The 24090-nt window shown below is 71.8% G+C and carries 16 protein-coding genes; 5 read left to right on the forward strand and 11 right to left on the reverse strand.

The genetic code is table 11. The features are described from left to right. Positions 1 to 15: 15 nt before the first annotated feature. The 7 genes from ACIRYZ_RS32215 to ACIRYZ_RS32245 all read right to left on the reverse strand — a co-directional run bounded on the left by ACIRYZ_RS32215 (position 16) and on the right by ACIRYZ_RS32245 (position 5800). Positions 16 to 771, reverse strand: a complete 756-nt coding sequence (locus tag ACIRYZ_RS32215; protein ID WP_402951148.1) for an alpha/beta fold hydrolase — start codon at positions 769 to 771, stop codon at positions 16 to 18. Further along, entirely contained in the window at positions 768 to 1667 is a 900-nt protein-coding gene (locus tag ACIRYZ_RS32220) for a beta-ketoacyl synthase N-terminal-like domain-containing protein (protein ID WP_402951151.1), read from the reverse strand. Before ACIRYZ_RS32220 ends, ACIRYZ_RS32215 begins: the two co-directional genes overlap by 4 nt. After that, entirely contained in the window at positions 1664 to 2794 is a 1131-nt protein-coding gene (locus ACIRYZ_RS32225; protein ID WP_402951154.1) for a beta-ketoacyl-[acyl-carrier-protein] synthase family protein, read from the reverse strand. Before ACIRYZ_RS32225 ends, ACIRYZ_RS32220 begins: the two co-directional genes overlap by 4 nt. Next, the gene (locus ACIRYZ_RS32230) at positions 2791 to 4041 is read right to left on the reverse strand and encodes a beta-ketoacyl-[acyl-carrier-protein] synthase family protein (RefSeq protein WP_402951157.1); all 1251 of its coding nucleotides are present in this window, start codon (positions 4039 to 4041) and stop codon (positions 2791 to 2793) included. The genes ACIRYZ_RS32225 and ACIRYZ_RS32230 overlap by 4 nt, the downstream gene beginning before the upstream one ends. Before the next feature lie 46 nt (positions 4042 to 4087). After that, the gene (locus ACIRYZ_RS32235; RefSeq protein WP_402951160.1) at positions 4088 to 4339 is read right to left on the reverse strand and encodes an acyl carrier protein; all 252 of its coding nucleotides are present in this window, start codon (positions 4337 to 4339) and stop codon (positions 4088 to 4090) included. Positions 4340 to 4372: 33 nt separating this feature from the next. Next, positions 4373 to 4591 carry an MbtH family protein gene (locus tag ACIRYZ_RS32240; RefSeq protein WP_402951163.1) on the reverse strand — a complete coding sequence of 73 codons (219 nt, stop codon included), beginning with the start codon at positions 4589 to 4591 and terminating at the stop codon, positions 4373 to 4375. Between the two features lie 666 nt (positions 4592 to 5257). Next, positions 5258 to 5800 (reverse strand): hypothetical protein, encoded by a 543-nt coding sequence (locus tag ACIRYZ_RS32245; RefSeq protein WP_402951165.1) that lies wholly within the window; start codon positions 5798 to 5800, stop codon positions 5258 to 5260. A gap of 93 nt (positions 5801 to 5893) precedes the next feature. Between ACIRYZ_RS32245 and ACIRYZ_RS32250 the strand changes: the two genes are divergently transcribed. Next, positions 5894 to 7123 carry a sensor histidine kinase gene (locus tag ACIRYZ_RS32250; protein ID WP_402951168.1) on the forward strand — a complete coding sequence of 410 codons (1230 nt, stop codon included), beginning with the start codon at positions 5894 to 5896 and terminating at the stop codon, positions 7121 to 7123. A gap of 138 nt (positions 7124 to 7261) precedes the next feature. Here the strand turns inward: ACIRYZ_RS32250 and ACIRYZ_RS32255 are convergent, their stop codons facing one another. Both ACIRYZ_RS32255 and ACIRYZ_RS32260 read right to left on the reverse strand, forming a co-directional pair. Continuing rightward, on the reverse strand, positions 7262 to 8428 hold the full coding sequence (locus tag ACIRYZ_RS32255) for a hypothetical protein (protein WP_402951171.1): 1167 nt from the start codon (positions 8426 to 8428) through the stop codon (positions 7262 to 7264). Then, positions 8425 to 9396 carry a methyltransferase gene (locus ACIRYZ_RS32260; RefSeq protein WP_402951173.1) on the reverse strand — a complete coding sequence of 324 codons (972 nt, stop codon included), beginning with the start codon at positions 9394 to 9396 and terminating at the stop codon, positions 8425 to 8427. The genes ACIRYZ_RS32255 and ACIRYZ_RS32260 overlap by 4 nt, the downstream gene beginning before the upstream one ends. Before the next feature lie 182 nt (positions 9397 to 9578). Between ACIRYZ_RS32260 and ACIRYZ_RS32265 the strand changes: the two genes are divergently transcribed. From ACIRYZ_RS32265 to ACIRYZ_RS32280, 4 genes are all read left to right on the forward strand, one after another. After that, a complete protein-coding gene (locus ACIRYZ_RS32265; protein ID WP_402951176.1) occupies positions 9579 to 10775 on the forward strand; it encodes a cytochrome P450 in 1197 nt (398 codons plus the stop codon). 126 nt (positions 10776 to 10901) lie between these two features. Beyond that, positions 10902 to 12023 carry an acyltransferase family protein gene (locus tag ACIRYZ_RS32270; RefSeq protein WP_402951179.1) on the forward strand — a complete coding sequence of 374 codons (1122 nt, stop codon included), beginning with the start codon at positions 10902 to 10904 and terminating at the stop codon, positions 12021 to 12023. A 75-nt stretch (positions 12024 to 12098) separates the two neighbouring features. Next, positions 12099 to 13040: an ATP-binding cassette domain-containing protein gene (locus ACIRYZ_RS32275; protein ID WP_402951181.1), complete on the forward strand. Its 942-nt coding sequence runs from the start codon at positions 12099 to 12101 to the stop codon at positions 13038 to 13040. Positions 13041 to 13051: 11 nt separating this feature from the next. Beyond that, positions 13052 to 13894, forward strand: coding sequence for an ABC transporter permease (locus ACIRYZ_RS32280; protein WP_402951185.1), 843 nt, complete (start codon positions 13052 to 13054; stop codon positions 13892 to 13894). Positions 13895 to 13969: 75 nt separating this feature from the next. Here ACIRYZ_RS32280 and ACIRYZ_RS32285 read toward each other — a convergent pair whose 3' ends face one another. Then, complete coding sequence (locus ACIRYZ_RS32285; RefSeq protein ID WP_402951188.1) at positions 13970 to 15076, reverse strand: NYN domain-containing protein; 1107 nt, start codon at positions 15074 to 15076, stop codon at positions 13970 to 13972. A 218-nt stretch (positions 15077 to 15294) separates the two neighbouring features. Beyond that, the gene (locus ACIRYZ_RS32290; protein WP_402951191.1) at positions 15295 to 23988 is read right to left on the reverse strand and encodes an amino acid adenylation domain-containing protein; all 8694 of its coding nucleotides are present in this window, start codon (positions 23986 to 23988) and stop codon (positions 15295 to 15297) included. Positions 23989 to 24090: the final 102 nt, after the last annotated feature.

Consider the following 24090-nt stretch of genomic DNA (forward strand, 5'->3'; position numbering starts at 1 on the left):
TGGGGTGGGGCGGGTTCAGGTGCCGAGCGCGAGGGCGGCCCGGAGCGGGATCCGGTCGATGAATGCGTGCACCGCGGCGGTGAACCGGTCGGGCAGCTGGAGCATCGGGAAGTGGCCGCAGCCGGGCAGTTCGAGCTGGTCGGCGGCGGGCAGCGCGGCGGCGAGGCGGCGGGCCTCCTCGGGGGGCGCCGACTCGTCGAGCGCGCCCCCGACGACCAGCGCCGGGGTCCGCACCTCGGCCACCGGGAACAGCGGGGTGCGCAGGTAGCTGTCGAAGAACCGGAGCCAGCCGTAGGGGCCGATCCAGTCGGTCATCCGGCGGGCCATGTCGGCGAGCAGCTCGGCGTCGATCGGGCGGTCGGTGGTGCGCAGCCGGATCGACTCGGCCATGGTGCGGGGGAAGTCGTCCAGGGTCTCGGCGATCAGGTCCCACTGGAAGTCGTCCGCGTCGCCCCGGTAGAAGGGGTTGACCAGGACGACGGCCGGCAGGTCGAGCGGGTCGCCCGCGGCGGCCCGGCGGCTGAGCAGGTCCAGCAGCACGATCGAGCTGTACGAGTGGGCGACCACCAGGTCGGCTCCGCCGGGCGCGGCGTCGAGCACCCGCTCCAGCAGGCCGGCCGAGTCGGTCTCGTGCCGCCAGCCGGCGATGCCGCCGCTGTGCCAGGGCAGCCGGGGCGCGTGCACCCGGACGCCGGGCCGCCAGTGCCCGGCGAGCGCGTCCCAGATGTGCTCGTTGTTGCCGAGCCCGTGCAGCAGCACCACCCTGGTCACGCGGTCTCCCCCGGGGCGAGCAGCGCGAGGCCGGTGGTGCCGAGCTGGACGTACGCCGGACCGGGTTGCCCCTCGGCGAACCAGCCGACGGCGGCGGCGCACTGCACCACGCCGTGGGCGCCGGAGAGTTCGCCGTGGCCGGTGAGGTCCAGCGGCCGGGCGCCCTCGGGGGCGGGGCGGCCGTCGGCGGTCAGCCAGAGCCGTCCGCCCGGGGCCCGGGCGGTCAGCTCCGCGGCGACGGCGGCCGGGTCGGCGGTCCGTACGGCCGGGCCGAGCAGGGCCCGGACCGGACCGGCCGGCGTCCGGCTGAGCACCAGGGCGGCGCCGCCGTCGGCCACCGGGCCGCCGACCAGCCTGCGGGTCATCTCGTTGTCCGGCTCGACGCCGATCACCAGCATGTGGTCGGCGCGGCCGCCGGCGAGCAGCAGCCGGGCCCAGCGGAGCGCGTCCAGTCCGGACGAACGGCCGTTGCACAGCGTCAGGTTGGGGCCGCGCAGGCCCCAGCGGATGGCCGTCTCGGAGGCGATGATGTTGCTGGAGGCGTTGGGCGTGTCCATCGGGCTGAGCGCCGAGGTGGACTCCTTGGCGATGGTCTCCACGGCCCGGCAGACGGTGTCGACGTTGCCGAGGTTGGAGCTGACCACCACGCCGATCCGCTCGGCGGGCAGGGTGGTCGCGCCGTCCGCGAGCAGCCCCGCGTCGGTGAGCGCGGCGTAGCCGAGGTGCAGCCCGACCTGGGTGGCCCGGTCCTTGAACCGCAGGCCCTTGCGGCCGATCAGGACGGCCGGGTCGACGGGGTCGGCGCCCGGTACGGCGGGGTGCAGCAGGGCGCGGGGTCCGTCGGCGCCGGGCAGGGCCACCGCGACCCCGGTGACGGCGGTGACAGTGCCGGTCACGCGGCCCCCTCCACGATCGCGACGGCGTTGACGCCGCCGAAGCCGAAACTGTTGACCTGGGCCGTCCGTACCGGCTCGGTGAGCGGACGGTCCGTCACCAGCCGCAGGCCGGCGCCCTCGGGCAGCGGCTCGGTCAGCTGGGCGATGTGCGGGACGACCCCGGTCTCCAGGCTCTTCAGGGCGACGATCAGGCTGAGCAGCCCGGCCGAGCCCGAGGTGTGCCCGGTCAGCGACTTGATCGCGGTCAGCGCCGGCCGGGCGTCCCCGAAGACGTCGGCGGTGACGGTGGCCTCGGTGCGGTCGTTGAGCGGGGTACCGGTGCCGTGCAGCACCACCAGGTCGATCCCGTCGGGGCCGAGTTCGGCCCGCTGGTGGGCCTCCCGGACGACGGCGGCGATGCCGCTCTCGTCGGGCGCGGTCTGGTGGTGGGCGTCGCAGTTGACGGCGACGGAGCGCAGCAGGCCCCGCGGGGTGCGCCCGGCCGGTGCGCCCCGGCCGAGCACCACGGCGGCCGCGCCCTCGCCGAGGATGGTGCCCTGCCGGCTCGCGTCGAACGGGAGCACCGCGGGCGGCGGGTCGAACTGCACCCGGTCGGCCTGGCCGTACATGGATTCGGTGACCACGTCGCAGCCGGCCACGATGACCGTCTCCGCCTCGCCGAGTTCCAGCAGGTCCCAGCCGAGCGCGAGCGCGTACAGGGAGGCGGAGCAGGCCCCGGCGAAGGTGTGGGTGTCGAGAGCGCCGAAGCGTTCCCGCAGGGCCCGGTCGAAGTCCAGTCCCTCGACGTCGAACGGCACCCCGTCACGCCACCACAGTTCGAGCGAGCGCAGCTCGCGCAGCCCGGTGCCGACCAGGACGGGGATGCCGGCCAGGTCCTCCGGCAGGCCGGCGTCCTCGGCCGCCTGCCGGACGGCCTCGATCAGCAGCCGGGTGGCCCGGCCGGGCTCGTCGACGCCCTCCTGCGCGCGGTCGTCGACCTCGAAGAGCTGCTGGGCCTTGAACCGGGAGCGGTCGAAGGCCCGCAGCGGTGCCAGACCGCTGCGGCCCGCGCAGATGCTCTCGAAGATCTCCTCCGGGCCGGCGCCGATGCTGGCGACCGCGCCCATGCCCAGGACGGGGTACGTCACCGCGCCTCCTCCTCGTACTTGGCGAGGATCACGATGGCGTTGTTGCCGCCGAAGGCGAGGCCGTTGTTCTGCACGATCCGCAGGTCGGCCTCGACCGCGTGGTTGGGCACGCAGTCGATCTCGCAGGCCGGGTCGGTCTGCCGGTGGTTGATGGTCGGCGGGATGAAACCGTGGGTGATGGCCAGGCCGCAGGCGATGGCGCCCAGCGCGCTGGCGGCGCCCATGGTGTGACCGAGCATCGACTTGAGCGAGATGGTGCGCGGGGTGGCGTCCCCGAAGACCTGGCGGATGGCGCCGGCCTCGGTGATGTCGTTGGCCTTGGTACCGGTGCCGTGGGCGGAGATCAGGTCGACCTCCTCCGGCTTGACCCCGGCGTTCTCCAGGGCCAGAGCCATCACCTGGGCGACGCTGTCCCCGTTCGGGGCGACCTGGTGGTACGCGTCGCAGTTGAGGCCGTAGCCGAGCACCTCGGCGTAGATGGTGGCGCCGCGGGCCAGCGCGGAGTCCAGCGACTCCAGCACCAGCACGCCGGCCCCCTCGCCGGTGAGGATGCCCTTGCGGTCGATGTCGAAGGGCTGGCAGAACTCGGGGGCGATGGTGCCCAGCCGGTAGAAACCGGTGAAGGTCTTGCGGCACATCGCGTCGGCGCCGCCGCACAGGGCGAACTCCACCTCGCCCGAGCTCACCGAGTCGAAGCCGTAGCCGATCGCGTAGTTGCCCGCGGAGCAGGCGGTCGCGATGGTGGGCGCCTCGACGTCGGTGAGCCCGAGCTCCTGCGCGATGGCGGTGGACAGCCGGGCCGGGGAGACCCGCCGGACCACCTGCTGGTCCATCTGCTCGGGGCCGTCGGCGAGTTCGGCGGCCACCAGCTTGTCCAGCTCGTAGGACTCGCCGTCGGTGGTGCCGATCGAGATCAGCCCCCGCCGGTCGGCGAGTTCGGCCGGATCGAGGCCGGCATCGGCGACCGCCATCCTCGCCGCGGCGACGGCGAAGCGGCTCGCACGCCCCAGCTCCCGGACCGGGGTGCGGGTGATCCACTGCTCGGGCTCGAAGCCCGTGACCTCACACCCGTTGACGTGGGCGAAGCCCTCGACGTCGAAGACCGAGATCGGGCGGACGCCGCTGCGTCCGGCCCGCAGGCTCTCGGTGAACTCCTGGACGCCGATACCGATGCTGGAGATGACTCCGACGCCGGTGAGCACCACCCGGCGCCTCCCGGCTCCGGTGCCGGGGCGTACTGCGGACATGCTGATCCCCTTCAGGCCTGTGAACCAGTGATGGACGGGGCGTCCGTCAGCGGGCGGGCGCCTCCGCGACGACCTGGTAGACGCGCTCCAGGTTGACCATCTCGCTGAGCTCGGACTGGTCGATGGTGATGCCGAACTCCTTCTCCAGCGAGGCCAGGATCTCGATCGCGCGCAGCGAGTCGGCACCGTGGTCCTCGATGAAGAGGCTGGTGTCGCTGACCTGGTCCTCGTCGAGTTCGAGGATGTCGCAGACGATCTCCTTGACGGCGGAACGGCGGTCTTCGGTGAGGGTCGACATGATTCTGTATCTCCTAGGTCGTCTGGGGGCTGTTCAGGAAGCGTCGGCGGCCATGGCGGCCGCCAGGCTACGGGGACGCATGTCGGTCCAGTTCGCGGTCACGTAGTCCAGGCATTCCTGCCGGCCCGCGGCGCCGTGCACCGAATTCCAGCCCGCCGGAATCTCGGCGAATGCGGGCCAGATGGAATGCTGTCCCTCGTCGTTCACGAGCACGTAGTACTCGGCACTGTCGTCCTCGAACGGATTGGCCATCGAGTCTTTCCTTCCCTGCCACTGGCACCCATTTCTGCTCGACCTTAAGCACCGGGGAATCGTCCGGACAAGTGTTCCCGGAGAATGATCTCCGCCGCACATTTGAGAGATTGCAATGAGAAGAATTGAATAACGTGTTGCGCGGCTTTCGGCCGGGCCTTCACCCGGGCCGGGCCGGCCGGGGAAAGGGCCGTCCGGCGCGCCCGGCGCGGGTGAGCGCCGTCGCCGGTCACGCTTTCCCCTGCGTACCACCACCCTGGGTCACCGTGGGGCATCAAGAATTTCTCGGCGCCCGGCGACGCGACGGGCCCTGACCGGTTACCGTCCAACAGCCGTCCCCTCAGGGAGTCGGAGAGCGTGGAATCGGCGCCGCACTGCCGTCCCGGACGGGAGGGCAGGCTCGGCGAGCCGTTCGCCAACCGCTGGGAGGAACTCGTCGCGGACGCGCTCGCAGCAGGATGCGGAGGCGGTCGAGGACCGCCCCCGCATCCTGCTGCGGCACAGCACGGGCGCCCGGGTGGCCCACGAGCCCACCCTGCGGCTGGAGAACGGCGCGGGCCGGCCGCGCCGTGTGCGCTCCGGTGCGGGTGCCGTACGGCGAGCGTGCCGGTGTCGACGGCGCCGCAGCCGAACGACGGCGGCCGATGGCCGCACGCGGCTCGCGCCTCAGGCCGTGGCAGCGTCCCTGAGCGCCCTGCGGCGGATCGCACGGAGCATGGACTTGCGGCTCAGCCCGCTGGCCGGCCGGATGACCAACCAGTAGGTGCGGAACTTGCGCCTGGTCGCCTCGTCGGTCGCGAACACTCGGGTCTCGGTGCTCAGGACCCGGCCGTCGTAGCGGATGTTCATGGCGATCTTGAGGAATCCGGGTTCGTCGCACGTCGCGAGCGCCTCGGCGACCGACCCCTGCGGCTTCGGCCGCTCCCGCAGGCAGTCCAGCGCGACGAAGAGGAACTCCTGGTCCCCGGCCTCGACCACCTCCCCCGCGCCGCTGAGGAACTCGGAGACGATCCGGCGCTCGGGCGACACGTCGGCCTTCGTCAGGGACATCAACGCTCGCGAGAGCGGCGCCTCGCCCCAGGTCGTCTCCATCACCGCGTGCATGACCTGCTCGACGGCGACCTGCCCGGGCACGGGAACACCGTGCGACTCGCGAAAGTGCCAGTGCGGTAGCACGTAATCTATCGTCGCGGCGCGCTGCTCGCCCATCGCACTCTCCAAGCGGTAGTGGTGCAGTCCTGTCCAAGTCCTCCCAGAAATACCGAGGTTGCGGCAATGCCGTATCGAACACCCTTAACCGGCGTGGCCAGGGCCCTGTGCGGGGCCGGCGCCGCGGGCGCACTGGCTGCCGGCATCGCCACGGCGGCGGACGGGGGCTGGCTGTCGGCCGTCACCATGGTGACGGCATCCGTCATCACTCTCGCGGCGGTCGGCTGGTGGCGGCGGGACCCGTCCCGGCTCCACCGAGCGGCGACGACCGTGGCCGTCTGTTCCGGCGCCGGCACGCTCCTGACCTTCCCCGGCCGGCCGATCAGGGCGGACTCGCCCGCCGCCCCGCTGATGTCGGTGGAGTACCTCGCCGTGCTGGGCCTGATCTTCGTCGTCACGCGCCTGTTCCCGCTGCGGCGGGCGGTCTCGCCGTGGCTGCTGCTGGGGACGGCCGGATCCACGCTGGTGCTGCGGGCACAGGTGTTCGAGAGCTTCCCGGAGGCGGTCGGGCAGTGCGCCTTCCTCTCGGTCGGCGTGCTGGGCGTGGGAGCGGTCGGCGCCTACCTGCGCCGGCTCGACGACCAGAGGATGGACTCGGTCCAGGCCGCCCGCCGGGCGCAGCGCATCGAACTCGCCCGGGATCTGCACGACTTCGTCGCCCATGACGTTTCGGGCATCGTGGTGCTGGCCCAGGCCGCACAGGTCATGTCGGCCCAACAGCCGCAGCAGGTGCTCGCGTTGCTCGAACAGATCGAGGCTGCGGGTCAGCAGGCGCTGAAGTCGCTGGACCGCACCGTGCACATGCTGCATCACACCGACGAGGGCACCGGCCCTGCACAGGCGGCGCCGAACGGCCGGCCGGGTTCGTACGGGCTGGACGACATCACCGAGGTCGTCGACCGGTTCCGGGCCACGGGACAGGCGGCGGTGGAGCTGGACCTCGGGCTCGCCCCGGAGGCGGCCGTCCAGGTCCCCCGCGAGGTGGCCGGCACGGCCCACCGCGTCATCGTCGAGGCGCTCACCAACATCCGTCGGCACGCCCCCGCGGACACCGATGTGCGGATCGCCGTGGAGCCCGGCGGTCACGGCGGGGTGCCCGGGCTGACCGTCACCGTCACCAACACCCTGTGGGACGACGCCTCCGTCGGCCACCTGAACGACGGCGGCCGACGCGGCGGCCTCGGGCTGGTCGGCCTGGCCGAACGGGTCGAGGCCCTGGGCGGGACGCTCGACGCCGGTCCGTACGGATCCGGGAGCTGGCGGCTGCGCGCCGTGCTGCCGCTGGGCGCCCCGGAGCGGCCGGTGGGCCCAGCGGTCGTCTGAAGCCCCGTCACACCACCGGCGCCGATGTCAACGGCGCGATCGTCTTCGTCACCGACAGCCGTGACGGGCCGCCGCGGGAGCCCGGTGCCGGCCGGCGAGGAGTCGGATGGCACCGGGCGGTGCGGGGCGGCCTCGGCTTCAGCGGTAGAGGAAGCCGGACAGCAGCGGGAGCCCGCCGAAGGGGTCGGATCCGGCCACGCAGGCGTCCTTCTTGACGAACCGCTTCACGTAGGCGGCCCCGTCGGTGCCACCGGAGGCGGGCGTGTCCGAGGGCAGGTAGTTGCGTGCGAAGCGGTAGTGGCCGCCCCGCCACTTGGACAGCGCCCGGTCCAGCTCGTGCCAGCCGGCCGCGAGGCGCGCGTTCCCGGTGTCCGCGAGTACGGCGGACAGCGGCTGATGGTCCCTGATCTCAGGGGCGTTGAGCACCTGGAGATGCTCGACGGAGCCGAACACCTCGGTCTTGCGCGGGTCGTACCCGTACACCGAGATCTCCATGGCGTGGTAGTTCAGCGACTGGACCGCGCTGGCCGCCCCGGTGTAGTTCCGGAAGGTCATGAACCCTTCCGGGGTGAGGGTGAGCAGTACATGGAACACGTCGCCGAGCAGACGCGCACACGCCCCGGCCAGTTCCAGCCGGGTGCCGGCCCGGGCCGGGAACTCGTCCTTGGTGGCGGCCACTTCCACCGCGAGCCGGCGCACCAGGAAGAACAGGTTCTCGCAGGACTGGACGGAGCGCAGGAAGACGTTCTCCTCGTGCACGGTGGACCGGGGGAAGCGGGTGCACTCGGCGAGCAGCGCCGTGCGGCGGCCCAGCTGCGGGTCGACCGCCGCCCGGTCGACGAGATCGCCGACCCCGATCCGGAGCAGCGGGTCGACGACGACGGCGCGCACCGCGGCGAGCGTCTCGTCCAGGCGCTTGATCCGCTCGTCGCCGCACTCCGGCCGGATGCCCGCCCGCCGGGCCTCGCGCTCCACCTCGGCCAGGTCGGTCAGGGTGGTGTGCAGGGCCAGCAGTGCCCCGGCGACCGGATCGTCCGGGAAGAGGTCGAGGAACCAGCCGTAGACGTGCAGGCAGGTGTACCGGTAGTACTCCGGTATCTCCAGTTCACGGCTCACCGAGCGGGTGAGGAGCCGGGTGACTTCGTCGGTGCCGGTCGCGGTCGGGGGAAGCGCGTCGTGCAGCGCGGCGAGTGACGCCGCCTCGGCCGGTTCCAGGCCGGCCCGGCCGCGCATCCGCTGAAGCGCCGCGGCCTCTTGTTGCCGGGGGGTCAGCAGGGCGTCGATGGTGCTCGTGGCGACGGTCAAGACCTTCTCCCCATCACGAGGTGCTTGTCCCAGGTGGAGCGGTGCACGGTGCAGTCGCCGAAGCCGGCCTCCTTGAGGAGTGCCGTGTACTCGGCCGCGGTACGGTGCCGCCCCTGGGTCTCCACGTGCATCGAGAGGTTCATCGCCGCGGTCGCCAACGGCCCGCCGTCCTCGTCGAAGAGCCGCTCCATGAGCAGCACCCGGCCACCGCTCCCGCACGCGTCGTACGCCTTGCGCAGCAGCTCGACGCAGGTCGTGTCCTCCCAGTCGGAGAGGATGTAGCCGAAGGAGAGGCAGTCGGCCGGCGGCAGCGCGTCCTCGAAGAAGTCGCCCGGGGTGAAGCCGAGTCGGTCGCCGAACCGCCCGGCCTCGCGGGTGCGGTCCAGGAACGGGCCGACCTGCGGCAGGTCGAAGACGGTGACGCTCAGCTGCGGGTACCGCTTGAGCGCGGCCACCGCGAAGGCGCCGCTGGCGCCGCCCACATCGACCAGGGTGCGGACGTCGTCGAGCTCGGCGAGCTGCACCAGCTCACCGGACACCCCGAAGCTCAGCTGCCACATGGCTTCCAGGAAGGCCTCGGTCGCCGCCTCGTCCCGGTAGATCGTCTCGAACGGGGCCGGCAGTTCGGCGTCGACGGCGGCCTTGCCCCGCGCCAGGTAGTCGTCGAGCTGGTGCAGCTGGCGGGTCGTGTTGGTGACCAGGTGCCGGACGAAGCCGCCGATGTAACGGGGGTTCCCGGGGTCGAGGGAGGGCGCCAGGGCGGGCGCGACGCGGTACAGGCCCTCGGCGTCACGCTCGACGACGGACACCGCGGCGAGCACCAGCAGGAGCCGCTCCAGGGTCTCCGGGTCGATACCCCGGGCCGCGGCGACGCGTTCGGCGCTGGTCGGCCCCCCCTCGATCAGATGAGCGAACACGCCGTGCTTGTCCGCCAGATGCAGCGCGTGGGTCGAGAATAGGCCGAACATGGCATTGTCGAGCCTGTTGGAAATCATCGGTTCCTCTCACGAACATTGGGCACGCTTTGAGGGACAGGCTCGCGCATGTTCCCGCCATTCCGTTACCGCAATTCAATAAACCTGATATGACCTGGCCCGGCACTTCCCGTACACCTACGGTGACCTGAGTCGACCGAGGCAGGAATAACGAAATGACCAAGATCTTCGACCTGGGTGCCCATGGTTCGGATTTCGCGCGGAACCCGTATCCGATCTACGACAAGCTGCGCGCCGAGGGGCCGGTCCACCTGGTCCGGGCCCCTGACGGCCAGGAGGTGTGGCTCGTCGTCGGGTACGAGGAGGCACGCGCGACCCTGATGGACGACCGGCTCAGCAAGGATCCCCGCACGATGCTCGGGGACGCCGCCAACGGCGCGGCGGTGCTGGCGAACATGCTGGAGAGCGACCCGCCCCAGCACACGCGGCTGCGCAAGCTGGTCACCCGGGAGTTCACGCCGCGCCGGGTCGAGGCACTGCGGCCGCGGGTGCAGCGCATGACGGACGCGCTGATCGACACCATGCTCTCCGCCCCCGACGGCCGTGCCGACCTGGTCAAGGCGGTCGCCTTCCCACTGCCCATGGCCGTGATCTGCGAACTGCTCGGCGTCCCGGCCCGGGACGCCGAGCAGTTCCATGCGTGGTCCAGCGAGCTGATGGCGCCCTCACGACCGGGGGCGGAGGGCGACGCGCTGCGCTCCATCGCCCTGTATCTCACCGAGCTCGTCGAGGAGAAGCGGGTCGGGCCCGACGACGACCTGCTGAGCGCGCTCATCCAGATCACCGACGAGGACGGAGACCGACTCTCCCGGGACGAACTCCTGGGCGTGGCTTTCGTGTTGCTGATCGCCGGCCATGAGACCACGCTCAACCAGTTCGCCAACGGCGTCCGGGCCCTGTTGGAGTACCCCGACCAACTGGCCGCCCTGTGCGCCGACATGTCGCTGGTCGACGGCGCGGTCGAGGAGATGCTCCGCTTCGACGGGCCGCTCAAGTCGGCGACGGACCGCTTCACCAGGGAGCCCGTCGAGATCGGCGGCACCCTCATCCCCGCGCGCCAACACGTCCTCGTGGCCCTGGCCGGAGCCGACCGGGACCCGGAGAAGTTCCCGGACCCGAACCGCTTCGACATCCGGCGCGACGCGCGTGGACACGTCGCCTTCGGACACGGCATCCACCACTGCCTGGGCGCGCCGCTGGCACGGATGGAACTGCAGATCGCGGTCCGCACGCTACTGGAGCGCTGCCCCGGTCTGCAGCTCGACGGCGATCCGGACGAACTGGCGTGGATCGGCGGCATGCTCATGCGCGGGACGCGCACGCTCCCGGTCCGCTGGACCCCCAATCCCTGAACCACCCCTGCCCCGTCGGCCGAAGCCGGCGGTCCCCTCCTCTTGAAAGAAGGTCCCATGGCATCCGGCTTACCGTCAGCACAGAATCCGCGCGGCGGCGGGTCCCTCCTTCCCTCACTCATCGGGATGCGCGCCGCCTCGTCGACGACGGTCTTCATCCTGCACATCATCCAGACCGGGCTCTTCGCCGATGCCCAGCTCGATCAGAACCTCAATCGATGGTTCGCGAAGATCGGTTTCGTCAGCGTCGGCTTCTTCATCGTGCTCAGCGGCTTCATCCTGACCTGGACCGCCCGGGAGAACGACCGACTCCTGAGTTTCTGGCGCCGGCGGCTGGCGAGGTTCTACCCGAGCCATGTCCTGGCCTGGGCGATCGCCATGGCCCTGATGGCCTGGCTCGCCGTCAAGCCCGTCCTCGGCGACGCGCTCCCCTCGCTGTTCCTGTTCCAGGCGTGGACCTCGAACGAGAAGGTCTTCTGGGCGGTGAACGGCCCGAGTTGGTCACTCTGTGGCGAGCTGCTCTTCTACTTCGCCTTCCCCTGGCTGCTGCGGCTCGTCCGCAAGATCCCCGACCGCCGGCTCTGGCTGTGCGCCGGCTCCCTGGTGGCGGCGATCGTCGCCACCGCGCTCATCGGTGGCCTGGTGGTGTCGTCCACGCCCGAGACGCCCTTCGTCCATGTGTCCTGGGAACAGCAGTGGCTGGTCTTCAACCACCCGGCCACCCGCATCCTGGACTTCTCGCTCGGCATCGTCATGGCGCGGATCCTGCAGACCGGCCGGTGGATCCGGGTCCCGCTGGGCGTAGCGGGGCTGACGCTCGTCCCCGCCTATCTGCTCGCCCTCTGGCTGCCCAACACGCTGGGCCTGGTCGCGCCCACCGTCATCCCGCTCGCGTTGGTCATCACCGCCGCGGCGGCCGCCGACCTCGACGGCAAGTCCACCGTCTTCCAGCGCCGCACCGTGGTCCGCCTGGGAGAACTGGCCTTCGCCTTCTACCTGACCCATACGCTGGTCATCACCTTCGGCCCGATCGGACGGTCGCAGCACACCTGGCCGCTGCCCCAGGCACTGGGGCTGATCGCCCTCACCTATGTGCTGTCACTGGTCGTCGCCTGGGCCCTGTGCCACGGTTTCGAACGCCCGCTGGCCAAACGCCTGGGCAGGCCCCGCCGGGCATCGGCTCAGCTCGCCCCACGGGAGACGAACGGCGATCACATTCCGCTCCAGAAAGCCGAATTGAAGAATTGACACTACCTCACCACTGCTCCTCCGACTGCTGTTCGATGGTGCCGATTCCCCCATGGTCGGACGAAGGAGAAGCGTGTGGATGCAGTGATGATCGACGTTGCCGGTCTCACCAAGACCTTCGGGTCGATGACCGCGCTCGACGACGTGAGCCTCAGCGTGCCGAAGGGGTCCGTCCTCGGGCTGCTGGGCCACAACGGGGCCGGCAAGACCACGCTCGTCAGCATTCTGAGCACCCTGCTGCGGCCGTCCGCCGGCCAGGTCCGGGTGGCCGGGTTCGATGTCACCCAGGCCCCCCTGGAAGTGCGCCGGCGGATCGGCCTGACCGGACAGTACGCGGCCGTGGACGAGACGCTCTGCGGCCGGGACAACCTCATACTGATCGCCCGTCTGCTGGGCGCGGCCCGGACCGAGGCATCGGCCCGGGCCGACGAGCTCCTGGAGGTCTTCCAGTTGACGGATGCCGCCGGACGGCGCGCCAAGACCTACTCGGGCGGTATGCGGCGCAGGCTCGACCTGGCGGCCGGCCTGGTCGGCCGGCCGGAGGTGATCTTCCTGGACGAGCCCACCACCGGACTCGACCCGGTGGCCCGGCGGGATCTGTGGGACGTCGTCCAGCGCCTGGTCGCCGACGGAACGACCGTCCTGCTGACCACCCAGTACCTCGACGAGGCGGACTTCCTCGCCGACTCGATCACCGTCCTGTCCAAGGGGCGGATCATCGCCTCGGGCACGGCCGACGACCTCAAGTCCCGCGTCGGGCGGCGCAGCGTGAACCTGACCCTGGGCGATCTCGCCGGCCGCCGGCACACCGTCGAGGCGCTGCGCCGCACCGGCCTGGCCCCCACCCACGACGAGGAGGGGCTGGTGGTCACCGTCCCCGTCATGGATTCCGCGCAGATCGCCGTCGTCGTACGGGCCGCGGACGAAGCGGGTGCCGAGATCGCGGGGCTCGCCTACTGCGAACCCACCCTGGACGACGTGTACATGGCCCTGAATCACTCCAGTCCCGCTAGGTAGGGAGTCCCTCGATGACCATCGTCACCAACCGGGCGCCGGAGCGCCCGGACCTCCGGGCCGACCGGCCCGCCCCCCGCTACCAGGGATCGGGTATCGGACGGCAGATCCTCGTGCTGTCCGGCCGGTCGCTGCGGGCGCTGCGCGACCCCGCCCTGGTCGTGCCCGGTGTGCTCGAACCCATCCTGATGCTGACCGTGTTCAGCCAGGTGTTCAAGAGCCTCGCCCAGACCTCGTCCTTCCCGGCCGGCGTCACCTACATCGACTACCTGCTGCCGGCCTTCCTGGTCACCAGCGCGGTCAGCGCCGCCCTCAAGTCCGGTGTCGCGCTGACCACCGAGCTCAACAACGGGATCGTCGCCCGCTTCCGTTCGATGCCGATCCGGCCCGCCTCGATCCTGATCGGCCGCAGCATCGCCGACACGGTACTCAGCGGTGTGAACATGCTGGTCATGGTGGTGGCCGGCGCACTGGTCTTCGGTTTCGATCCGGCCGGGGGCGTGCTGGGCGCGGCCGGGGCCCTGCTGATCGCCGTCATGCTCAGCTGGTCACTCGGCTGGGTGTTCATGGCCCTGTCCGCGGTGCTGCGCCGTCCCGAGGCCATGCAGCCGATCGGAGGGATCGTCAATCTGGTGCTGCTGTTCGCCTCGAACGCGTTCGTCCCGGTCGACGGCCTTCCCGGCTGGCTGCGCGCCTTCGCCGAGGTCAACCCGATGTCCCACGCGATCACCGCGGCACGGGAGCTGGCCCTGGGTGAGGCGCACCTCAGCAGCCTCCTCGTCCCGCCCGCCATCTGCGTGGTCATCGTCCTCGTCGCCGCGCCGCTGGCCGTGCGCACCTTCCGCCGGGTCCGCTGACCTTCGCACCCGACGCCTCGGGCCGCAACCATCCGTGGTTGCGGCCCGAGGCGTTGGGGTGTCGTCGACGGTGGTTCACCCCCGGTGGCAGTACCCGCAGGTCCCGCGCCGGCGCAGGTAGTAGGCGAAGGTGGCGGCACCCAGCGCGGCGCCCCAGACGATCCACAGCATCCCCGGGTAGTTGGTTCCCCACCCCTGGGGCTGGTTCCCGCCCCGGATCATCATGATGCCACCGGGGATGAGCACCACCGACACGATCGAGGCCGGAATGATCGCCGTGGCGAGGTGGACCGGCTTGCCCGCCTTGAACCAGACCCACCGCGGCCAGACCTCGCCCCAGCGGTGGACCAGGCCGTGGGTCAGCACGCTCCCCAGGAACGACGCGATCGCCAGGCCGAGTCCGATCTCCAGCATGCCGGTCGTGTCCTGCATGTCCTTGAGGAACTCGTCGGTGATGCCGAGCGGGTAGCCGAAGTACCAGGCGAGCCGGGTCACTTCGTACGGGATGGTGGACAGCACGCAGACCAGCACGGCCTTGCGTCCCCACCGCGTGGCGGCCTCCGCCGTGGTCCACGCCGCCGCCCGTCCGCCGCGGCCGCAGTGTACGCACAGCCCACGGGTACGCCGCTGGTAGGCCAGGGTCGCCGCGGTCCACAGCAGGCCGCCGACGAACAGGATGATCAGGTTGTTCCGGTGCCAGAAGAGGATCGAGCCGATGCCGCCGTCCTGGCCCGGCACTCCGGTGAAGGCGAACACCAGCCAGAGGGGGGCGAAGATGGCCAGGGCCAGCATCGTGTAGTCCCCGAGGACCAGGGTGAACGCGATGGCCTGGGTCCAGCCGATCACCAGCAGCAGGCGGCGGGCGCCCCTGGTGGTCCCCCGCTGCCGTGCCATGAGCACACCGGCGACCGCACCGATCAGGCCGACCGCGGCGATCACCGGAGCGACCACGGCGGCCGGGCTCGGCTCAAGGAGGGACCCTGACGAGCGGTCCTTGGCGACCTGCGCGAACGGGTAACCGGCCCCGCCCAGGGCCCAGTACAGCCCGGCCGATCCGTACAGCAGCGACCACACCGCCGCCGCGTACCCGGACCAGTCCGGCCAGCCCGACCACCAACGGCGCCTGGTCACGACGCCGGGCGGCACCTGCCGCTTGCTCTCGACCTTCACCGAATGCGCCATCGCGCTGGTCCTCCTTCGCCCCGCCCCGAGGCGGTGGTCGTTGCCGTAGGTACAGGATTCCGGCACACAGGTGTCGGGCACATCTACCGATCGGGAGAGATCGGCGGGCCGGAACCGTTTCGCCGGCCGCCCGTGCGGCGGAGTCCGGCGGCGTCCGACATGACGGCAGGGGCTCGCGGGCCGCGAACCCGCGGCCCGCGAGCCCCTGCCGGCGGGTGTCAGCCCTCCAGTTCGCGCAGCTTCTCCCGGACCGCCCGGGCGACCTCGGCCACATGGCCGGTGCCGAGCAGCTGCCGGTGCTCGCAGCCGATCTCCCTGACCTCGACGCGACCGGTGACGAACGGGGCGAGCCCGCTCACGGTCCGCTCCACCTTGGTCCCCTCGGCGTCCGGGTCCTCGGTCGAGGCGATCAGCAGCAGATCACCGTCGTACACCGGAGGCTCGTAGCCGAGCGTGAGCTGCCAGTTGTTGTTCGTGACCCGGCCGATCCGCAGGATGTGCTGCTCGTCGAAGGAGGCGAGCGCGCTGCCCTCCTCCCGCAGGACCTTCATCACCTCGCCGTGGTCCAGCGGGCCGTCACCGAACATCCCCGCGTCACGTCCGACGAAGTCCAGCAGCACGGCGAGGGTCTTCTGCTCGTCCGTGGCGACGAACTCGCCGCCGACCATGTCCTTGGTCATCGGCGGCTGGTCCAGGTTGGCGAGCAGGCCCACCTTCTCGCCCTGCGCCTGGAGTTGGACGGCGATCTCCTGCGCGACCAGCCCGCCCATCGACCAGCCCAGCAGGTGGTAGGGGCCCGACGGCTGGACAGCGCGGATCTGCTCGACGTAGTCGGCCGCCATCTCGGCGATCGAGCCCGGCAGCTCCTCCTCCCGCGCGGTCAGGCCCCGGGACTGCACGGCGTAGATCGGGTAGTCGCGGTGGAGGTGGCGCATCAGGCCGGTGTACATCCACCCGACGCCACCGACCGGGTGAATGCAGAACAGCGCCGGCCGCTCGCCCGCCGTGCGCAGCGGCAGCAGGACCTCGAAGGAGTCGCCCTGCTGCTGCGTCCCGTCGCGCAGCTGCTCCGCCATCTCGGCGACCGTGGGCGCCTGGAAGACGACCCGGTTGGGCAGCTCGACGCCGAACACCGCCCGGATCCGGCTGACCAGCTGGATCGAGATGATGCTGTCACCGCCCAGGTCGAAGAAGCTGTCGTCGATGCCCACCTGGGGCACGTCGAGCACCTCGGCGAAGATCTGGCACAGCAGTTCGTCCCGCGGGTCGCGCGGCCCGCGCCCACTGGCTCCCGCAACGGCCGCCGGTGCGGGCAGTGCCTTGCGGTCGAGCTTTCCGTTCGGGTTCAGCGGAAGCTCGTCCAGCGTCACGAACGCGCTCGGCACCATGTACGCCGGGAGGGCGGCGCGGACATGAGCGCGCAACGCGGTGGCGTCGGGTGCGGGGCGGCCGGCCCGCGCGACCACGTAGCCGACCAGCTGCCGGCCGCTCCGGTCGTCGCCCCTGGCCACCACGACGGCCTGGCCGAGGTCCGGGTGTGCCATCAGCGCAGACTCGATCTCCCCCAGCTCGATCCGGAACCCGCGGATCTTGACCTGGTCGTCGGAGCGGCCCAGGTACTCCACCTCTCCCCCGGCCGTCCACCGCACCACGTCTCCGGTGCGGTACATCCGCGCGCCGCCGCTCCCGAAGGGGTTGGCGACGAAACGCTCCGAGGAGAGCGCCGGCCGGTTGAGGTAGCCACGGGCCAGGCCCTCACCGGCGATGTACAGCTCGCCGGGCACACCGGGGGCGACCGGCTGCAGGGTCTCGTCCAGCACGTACACCTGGGTGTTCTGGAGGGGCCGGCCGATCGGCGGGTTCCGCTTCACCTCCTCGTCGCTGACCCATGCCGTCGTGTAGACCGTGGCTTCGGTCGGGCCGTAGATGTTGGCGACGCGGCAACCCGGTATCGCCGCCCGGACGGCGTTGGCCACATGCGCCGGCAGTGCCTCGCCGGCCAGCACGACCGTGTCCGCGGACACCTTCGCGCTGTCGTCGTCGAGCAGCCGGGACAGCGCCGAGGGGACACCGCTGATCAGGGTCCCGTGCCACTGCTTGTCCGGATGGTCGAGCACGGCCAGGACGTCGCGGACCACGTCGAGGCAGCCGCCGCTGAGCAGCGGGGCGAACATCTCGAAGACGGAGACGTCGAAGTTGAGCGAGGTCGAGCCCAGCACCCGGGACAGCCGTCGCGGTCCGAATTCCTCGACGGCCCAGGTGACCAGATCCACGGCGCTGTGGTGCGTGACGACCACGCCCTTGGGGCGGCCGGTCGAGCCCGAGGTGTAGATCAGGTACGCCGGGTGGTCCGCCAGCAGCGCGGCGTTGCGGTCGGCGTCCGTGAGGTCGCTGCCGGACAGCGACTCCAGGGTCTGCCTGGTCCCGGGGACGTCCAGGAGCAGGCGGCGCACCTGGTCGCCGGATGTCCCCGCCTGCGCCACGGTCACCGCGGAGCTCGTGACGATCAGCGCCGGCTTCGCGTCCGCCAGCATGAACTCGATGCGGTCCTGCGGGTATTCGGGGTCCACCGGCAGGTAGGCCGCCCCCGTCTTGAGGACCGCCAGCACGGCGACCATCATCTCGGCGGAGCGCGGCAGGGCCAGCGCGACGAACGTCTCCGGCCCCGCGCCCTCGCCGACCAGCAGCCGCGCCAGTCGGTTCGCCCGGGCGTTCAGCTCGGCGTACGTCAGCGTGGTGCCCTCGTGCGTCACCGCGTCGGCCTGCGGTGTGCGGGCCGCCTGCGCCTCGAACAGAACGCCGAGCGTCTCCTGCGGAATCGGTCGTGCCGTGTCGTTGACCTGCTCCAGGAGCTGTCGCTCCTGCGTGGTCATCAGTTCGAGGCTGCCGACCGGGCGTTGCGGCTCGGCGACGGCCTGCTCCAGCAGGCCTACCAGCCGGGCAGCCATGGTCTGCACGGTCGCGGTGTCGAACAGCGCACTGTTGTACTCGATGACACCCCCCAGGAGGGCAGTGGAGCCATGAGCGCCCTGCGCCTCCTCGAAGTTGAACATCAGGTCGAACTTGGCGATGTCCGAGCGCAGGGGCTGCGGCGCCAGGGTCAGCCGCGACAGCTCCAGCTTCGCCTCCTCGTTGTTCTGGAAGCCGACCGCCACCTGGAACAGCGGGTTGCGGTTGACCGCCCGGACCGGGTTCAGCTCCTCGACCACCCGGTCGAACGGAACGTCCTGGTGGGCGTAGGCGGCGAGGTCGGTGGCGCGGGCCCGCCGCACCACGTCGAGGAAGCCGGGATTCCCGGACACGTCGGTGCGCAGCACCAGCGTGTTGACGAAGAAGCCCACCAGTTCGTCGAGCGCCTCGTCGGTGCGTCCGGCCACCACGGTTCCCAGCGGGATGTCGGTGCCGGCGCCGAGCCGGGACAGCAGGACCGCCACCGCGGCCTGCATCACCATGAAGGTGCTCGCGTCGGCGGTGCGGGCCAGGGTGGCGATGTCCTTGGCCAGGGCCGCGGGGAGGTGCAGGGGGACCTGTCCGCCGCGGTTGCCGGAGTCGGCCGAGCGCGGCCGGTCGGTGGGCAGGCTCAGTTCCTCCGGCAGGCCGGCCAGTTGCGTGCGCCAGTGCTCCAGCTGGAGGGCGACTGCGCTCTGCGGCTCGCTCTCGTCCCCGAGGGCCTCGCGCTGCCACAGGGTGTAGTCGGCGTACTGCACGGGCAGCGGCGTGAACTCCGGCGCCAGGCCCCGGGCGCGTGCCTGGTAGGCGGCGCCCAGGTCCCGGCCGAGCGGCGCCATGGAGGAGCCGTCGCCCGCGATGTGGTGCAGGACGAGCAGCAGCACGTGCTCCTGCGGCGCGAGTTGCCACAGGTGGGCGCGGAGCGGCAGTTCGGCCGAGAGGTCGAAGTCCTGGGCGGCGGCGGCCGCGAGGGCTTCGTCGAGGCCGTCCGCGTCCACCGTGGTCACGGTGAGGGCGAGTTGCGCCTCCTCGGGGCGGAGGATCCGCTGTCGGGGCACGCCGTCGGCGACCGGGAAGAGGGTGCGCAGGCTCTCGTGGCGGGCCACGACGTCGGACACCGCGGCGCGCAGCGCCTGGATGTCGAGGTCGCCGAGCAGGCGGACCGACAGCGGGATGTTGTACTGGCCGTTGCCGCCCTCGGTCTGGTGGATGAACCACAGCCTGCGCTGGGCGTAGGAGAGCGGGATGAGGTCCGGGCGTTCGACGGGCCGTAGCGCCGCGCGGGCGCCTTCGGCGTCGGCTTCGGCGAGACGTTCGGCCAGGGCCGCGACGGTCGGTGCCTCGAAGACGGCCCGGACCGGCAGTTCCACGTCGAAGGCGGTACGGATCCGGTTGACGAGCCGGGTGGCGAGCAGGGAGTGGCCGCCGAGGTCGAAGAAGCTGTGGTCGATGCCGACCTTGGGCAGGCCCAGCACCTCGCCGAAGAGCCCGCTGAGCTTCTCCTCCTGTTCGGTGCGCGGGGCGCGGCCGTCGCCGGCCGCCTCGTACTCGGGTTCCGGCAGGGCGCGGTAGTCGACCTTTCCGGGGCCGGTCAGCGGAATCCCGGCCAGCTTCACGACCGCGGCGGGGACCATGTACTCGGGCAGCGTGGCGGCGACGTGGTCGCGGATCGCCCGGCCTTCGAGGAGGGCGCCGGCCGCCGGCACGACATAGGCGACGAGCCGGCGTCCGCCGGGGCCGCCGTCGCGGGCCTGGACCACGACGCGCTCGACGTCGGCGTGCTGGGCGATGACCGCCTCGATCTCACCCGGCTCGACGCGGTAGCCGCGGATCTTCACCTGTCCGTCGGCGCGGCCGACGAACTCCAGCTCGCCGTCCGCGCTCCAGCGCACGACGTCGCCGGTGCGGTAGAAGCGGCTGCCGGGCGCACCGTAGGGGTTGGCGACGAAGCGTTCGGCGGTCAGGTCGGCCCGGTTCAGGTAGCCGCGGGCCAGCCCGGCCCCGGCGATGAAGAGCTCGCCCGGTGCTCCGGCCGCGACGGGCCGCAGGTGCCGGTCGAGGACGTACACCTGGCGGTCCCACAGCGGGCTGCCGATGGGCGGGTGCACCGGGCCGGCCAGCGGGCGGCTCATGGTGGCGCACACCATGGTCTCGGTCGGCCCGTAGGCGTTGATCATGCGTCGGCCCGAGGACCACTGGGCGATCTGGTCCGGCGGGCAGGGTTCGCCGCCGGTCACCAGGGTGCGCAGGGTGGGCAGTTCGTCCGGCGGCAGGGTGGCCAGGGCGCCTGCGGCGAGCTGGACGTGGGTGGCGCGGTTGCGCCGGATCAGGTTGGTCAGCTCGTCGCCGACGGGCTGCTGGTTGCCTTCGGGCAGGATCAGGGTGGCCCCGTTGAGCAGGGCCGTCGAGAGGTCCGCGACCGAGACGTCGAAGCTCGGCGAGATCACCTGGAGCAGCCGGCTGTCGCTGTCGACGGCCAGGTTCTCGGCGTGCGCGCCCACCAGGCTGGCGAAGCCCTCGTGGGGCACCAGGACGCCCTTGGGGCGGCCGGTGGTGCCCGAGGTGTAGATGGCGTACGCGGGATGGGCGAGGTGCAGTGCCCGTACCCGGTCCCGGTCGGTCGGGTCGGTCGCCGCGGCGGCCTCCAGCGCGGCGCGGGTCTGCGGCGCGTCGACGACCAGTGTGGCGTTCACGCCGGCCGCGGCGAGCTGCGCGGCGGCCTCCTCGGTGGTGAGGATCTGGGCGGGGTTCGCGTCGGCCGTCACGTAGGAGATGCGCTCGGCGGGGTAGCCCGGGTCCACCGGCACGTACACCGCGCCGGCCTTGAGGACGCCGAGGGTCACCGCGAGCCACTCCACGGACCGGGGGACGGCCACGGCCACGGTGTGCTCGGGTCCGACTCCGCGCTCGATCAGGACGTGTGCCCAGCGGTTGGCGCGCTCGTTCAACTCGGCGTAGGTGAGGGCGGCGGTGCCGCAGACCACGGCCGGCTGCCGGGGGGCGGCCGCCACCTGGGCCTCGAACAGGGCGGGGAAGGTGGCGGGCGCCGTGTCGTGCCCGGTGCGGTTCCACTCGGTCAGGACCTGGTGGCGTTCCGCGTCGGACAGCGTCTCCAGTGCCGCGAGCGGCTGCTCGGGGTCCGTGCCGAACGCCTCCAGGATCCGCACCAGCCGGTCGCCGAAGCCGCGGGCGGCCGTCTCGTCGAAGAGGTCCGGCCGGTAGGTGACCTTCAGACGCATCGCGTGGGCGTCGTCCGAGGTGGACAGCCCCAAGGCGTAGTGGGTGCCCTCCTGGAGCGCGACGTCCACGACGCCGAGTCCCTCGGCGGACTCCTCCAGGCCGCTCGCGTCGACCGGGAAGTTCTCGAACACCGTTGCGGTGTCGAAGAGTTCGCCGACTCCGGCGCAGCGCTGGATGTCGGCGAGCCCCAGGTACTTGTGCGGCAGCAGGTCGAGCTGCTGCTCCTGGAGGCGGCCGAGCAGGTCCAGCAGGGTGTCGCCGCGCCGGGCCCGGACCCGGACCGGCAGGGTGTTGATGAACAGGCCCACCATGGACTCCACGCCGGGCAGTTCTGCCGGCCGGCCGTTCACCGTCTCGCCGAAGAGCACGTCGTCGCGTCCGGTCAGCCCGCTCAGCAGCAGACCCCAGGCGCCCTGCACCACGGTGTTCCTGGTCAGCCCGTGCCGCCTGGCCTGTGCGGCGAGCGCCGCGGTGGCCTCCTGCGACAGCCGCACCTCCCAGGTGGCGGGGCGCACGACCGCGCGGCTCGCGCCGGCCGGGGTGAGCAGGGTCGGCTCCTCCACGTCCGCCAGGGCCTGGTCCCAGGCGCTCTCGGATGCCTGCCGGTCCTGGCCGGCGAGCCAGCCCAGGTAGTCGCGGTAGGGGACCACCGCCGGCAGGCCCGAGGCGTCGGCGCCCCGCCCGTACAGCTCGAAGAGCTCACCCATCACCAGCGGGACCGACCAGCCGTCGAGCAGGATGTGGTGGTTGGTGAGGATCAGCCGGTAGGTGTCCGGGCCCAGCCGCACCAGGGTGAAGCGCAGCAGCGGGGGCTGCTGGAGGTCGAAGCGCCGGGCGATGTCGTCGGCGAGGACGCGGGTGAGCGCGGCCTCCCGCTCGCTGTCGCCGAGTGCGCTCAGGTCGACCTCGGTCCAGGGGAGTTCGACCTCGCGGGGAATGACCTGCAGCGACTGCCCCGAGCCGCCCGGGCGGAACCCGGCGCGCAGATTGTCGTGGCGGCGCAGCACCACGCGGACGGATTCCTTGAGCAGTTCGGTGTCCAGTTCGCCTCGGAGATCGAGGGCCATCTGCACGTTGTAGACGTCCGCGCCCCGGTCGTCGTAGAGAGCGTGGAAGAGCAGGCCCTCCTGGAGCGGCGAGAGCGGCAGGACGTCCGCCAGGCCGGGCTGTGCCGCCTCCAGGTCCTCGATCTCGTCCTGGGTGATGGCCACGAGGGACAGGTCGGACGGGCTCAGGCCGCCGCCCGCAGTCGCCTCGACATGGGTGACCAGGGCCTGGAGCGCCCTGAACCACGACTGGGCCAGCTCGCCGATCTCCCCCTCGGAGAACAGCTCCTTCGGCCAGGTCCACGACGCGGCCAGCCGCAGGCCGTCGGGGTGGGTCACGGCGCGGGCGTTGAGGTCCAGCGCGTGCGGCAGGGCCAGGCCGGCCTCCGGTACGTGCGTCATGTCCCGCTGGACGACGGGCGCACCGGTCTCTTCCGCGGTGCCCGAGGAGGTGCTGAGCCGGCCCAGGTAGTTGAAGCCGATCTGCGGCTCGGCGTAGCGGGCCAGCGCGCGGGCGGTCTGCGGGTTCAGGTGGCGCAACATGCCGTAGCCGAGGCCGTTGTCGGGGATGGCGCGCAGCTGTTCCTTGACCGCCTTGAGCGCGGAGCCGGTGGCGGCCCCGCCGGCGAACAGCTCGTCGCGGGGCAGCTCGCCCAGGTCGAGGCGCACCGGGTACTTGCTGGTGAACCAGCCGACCGTACGGGACAGGTCGACGCCGTCGACCAGTTCCTCGCGGCCGTGCCCCTCGAGGTCGACGAGGACGGCGGAGCCCTCGCCGCGGTCCGACGTGCGCCGCCAGTCGGCGACGGCGATCGCCAGAGCGGTCAGCAGGACGTCGTTGACGCCCGCGTTGAACGCCGCCGGGACCCGGCCGAGCAGCGGTTCGGTGACGGCCGCCGGCAGGCTCAGGCTCAGTACGGCGGATGCCCCGATGGTGTCCTGGGCCGGGTCCAGCGGGCGGTCGGTGAGCAGCGGGTCGGGGGTGGACAGGATGTCGCGCCACAGCGTCAGTTCACGCATGCGCTCGGGGTCGCTGGACAGTTCCGTGAGGTGCTGGGCCCAGCGGCGGAACGAGGTCCCGACCGGCTCCAGCTCCACCGGGCGGCCGGCGAGCAGCGCTGCGAGGGCGGACTCCAGGTCGGGTACGAGGATCCGCCAGGACACCCCGTCCACCACCAGGTGGTGGGCGACGACGGCCAGTTGGCCGGGGGTCTCGGACCCGAGGTCGAACCAGACGAAGCGGATCATCTTCCCGGTGTCCGGGTCCAGTTGGGCCTGCGCCCGGGCGGTCTCCCGGGCGGCGGCCGCGTCCAGGTCCGCCTCGGAGGCGCCGGCCCGGACGAGGGCGGCCAGGTCGACCCGGCGCAGGCACTCCTCGGCCGGCACCGCGCCGGCGGCCAGCGTCTCCAGCGACCAGCCGACGTCCTCTCCGATCCGGGTCAGTACCATGCGCAGCGCGTCGTGGTGGTCGAGGACGGCCTGCACCGCCTTGGCCACGAGCGTCCCATCCAGGCCGGGCGGGGTGGGCATGGCCATCGTCTGGTTGAACTGCTCCATGGAGCCGCCGAGTTCGCGCAGCCAGTCGATGATCGGGGTCACCAGCACATCGCCGACGCCGTCCGTCTGCGTCGTGAGGACCGCGGCCTCTGGCTGTTCCGCCGATTCAATCGCTGCCACGAGGGCCTCCACCGTCTTGTGTGTGAATACGTCTCGGGGACTGAAGTGCAACCCCGCCTTACGAGCCCGGCCGACGAGCTGGATCGAGATGATGCTGTCGCC

The organism is Kitasatospora sp. NPDC101155 (assembly GCF_044768305.1).
Taxonomy (GTDB): domain Bacteria; phylum Actinomycetota; class Actinomycetes; order Streptomycetales; family Streptomycetaceae; genus Kitasatospora.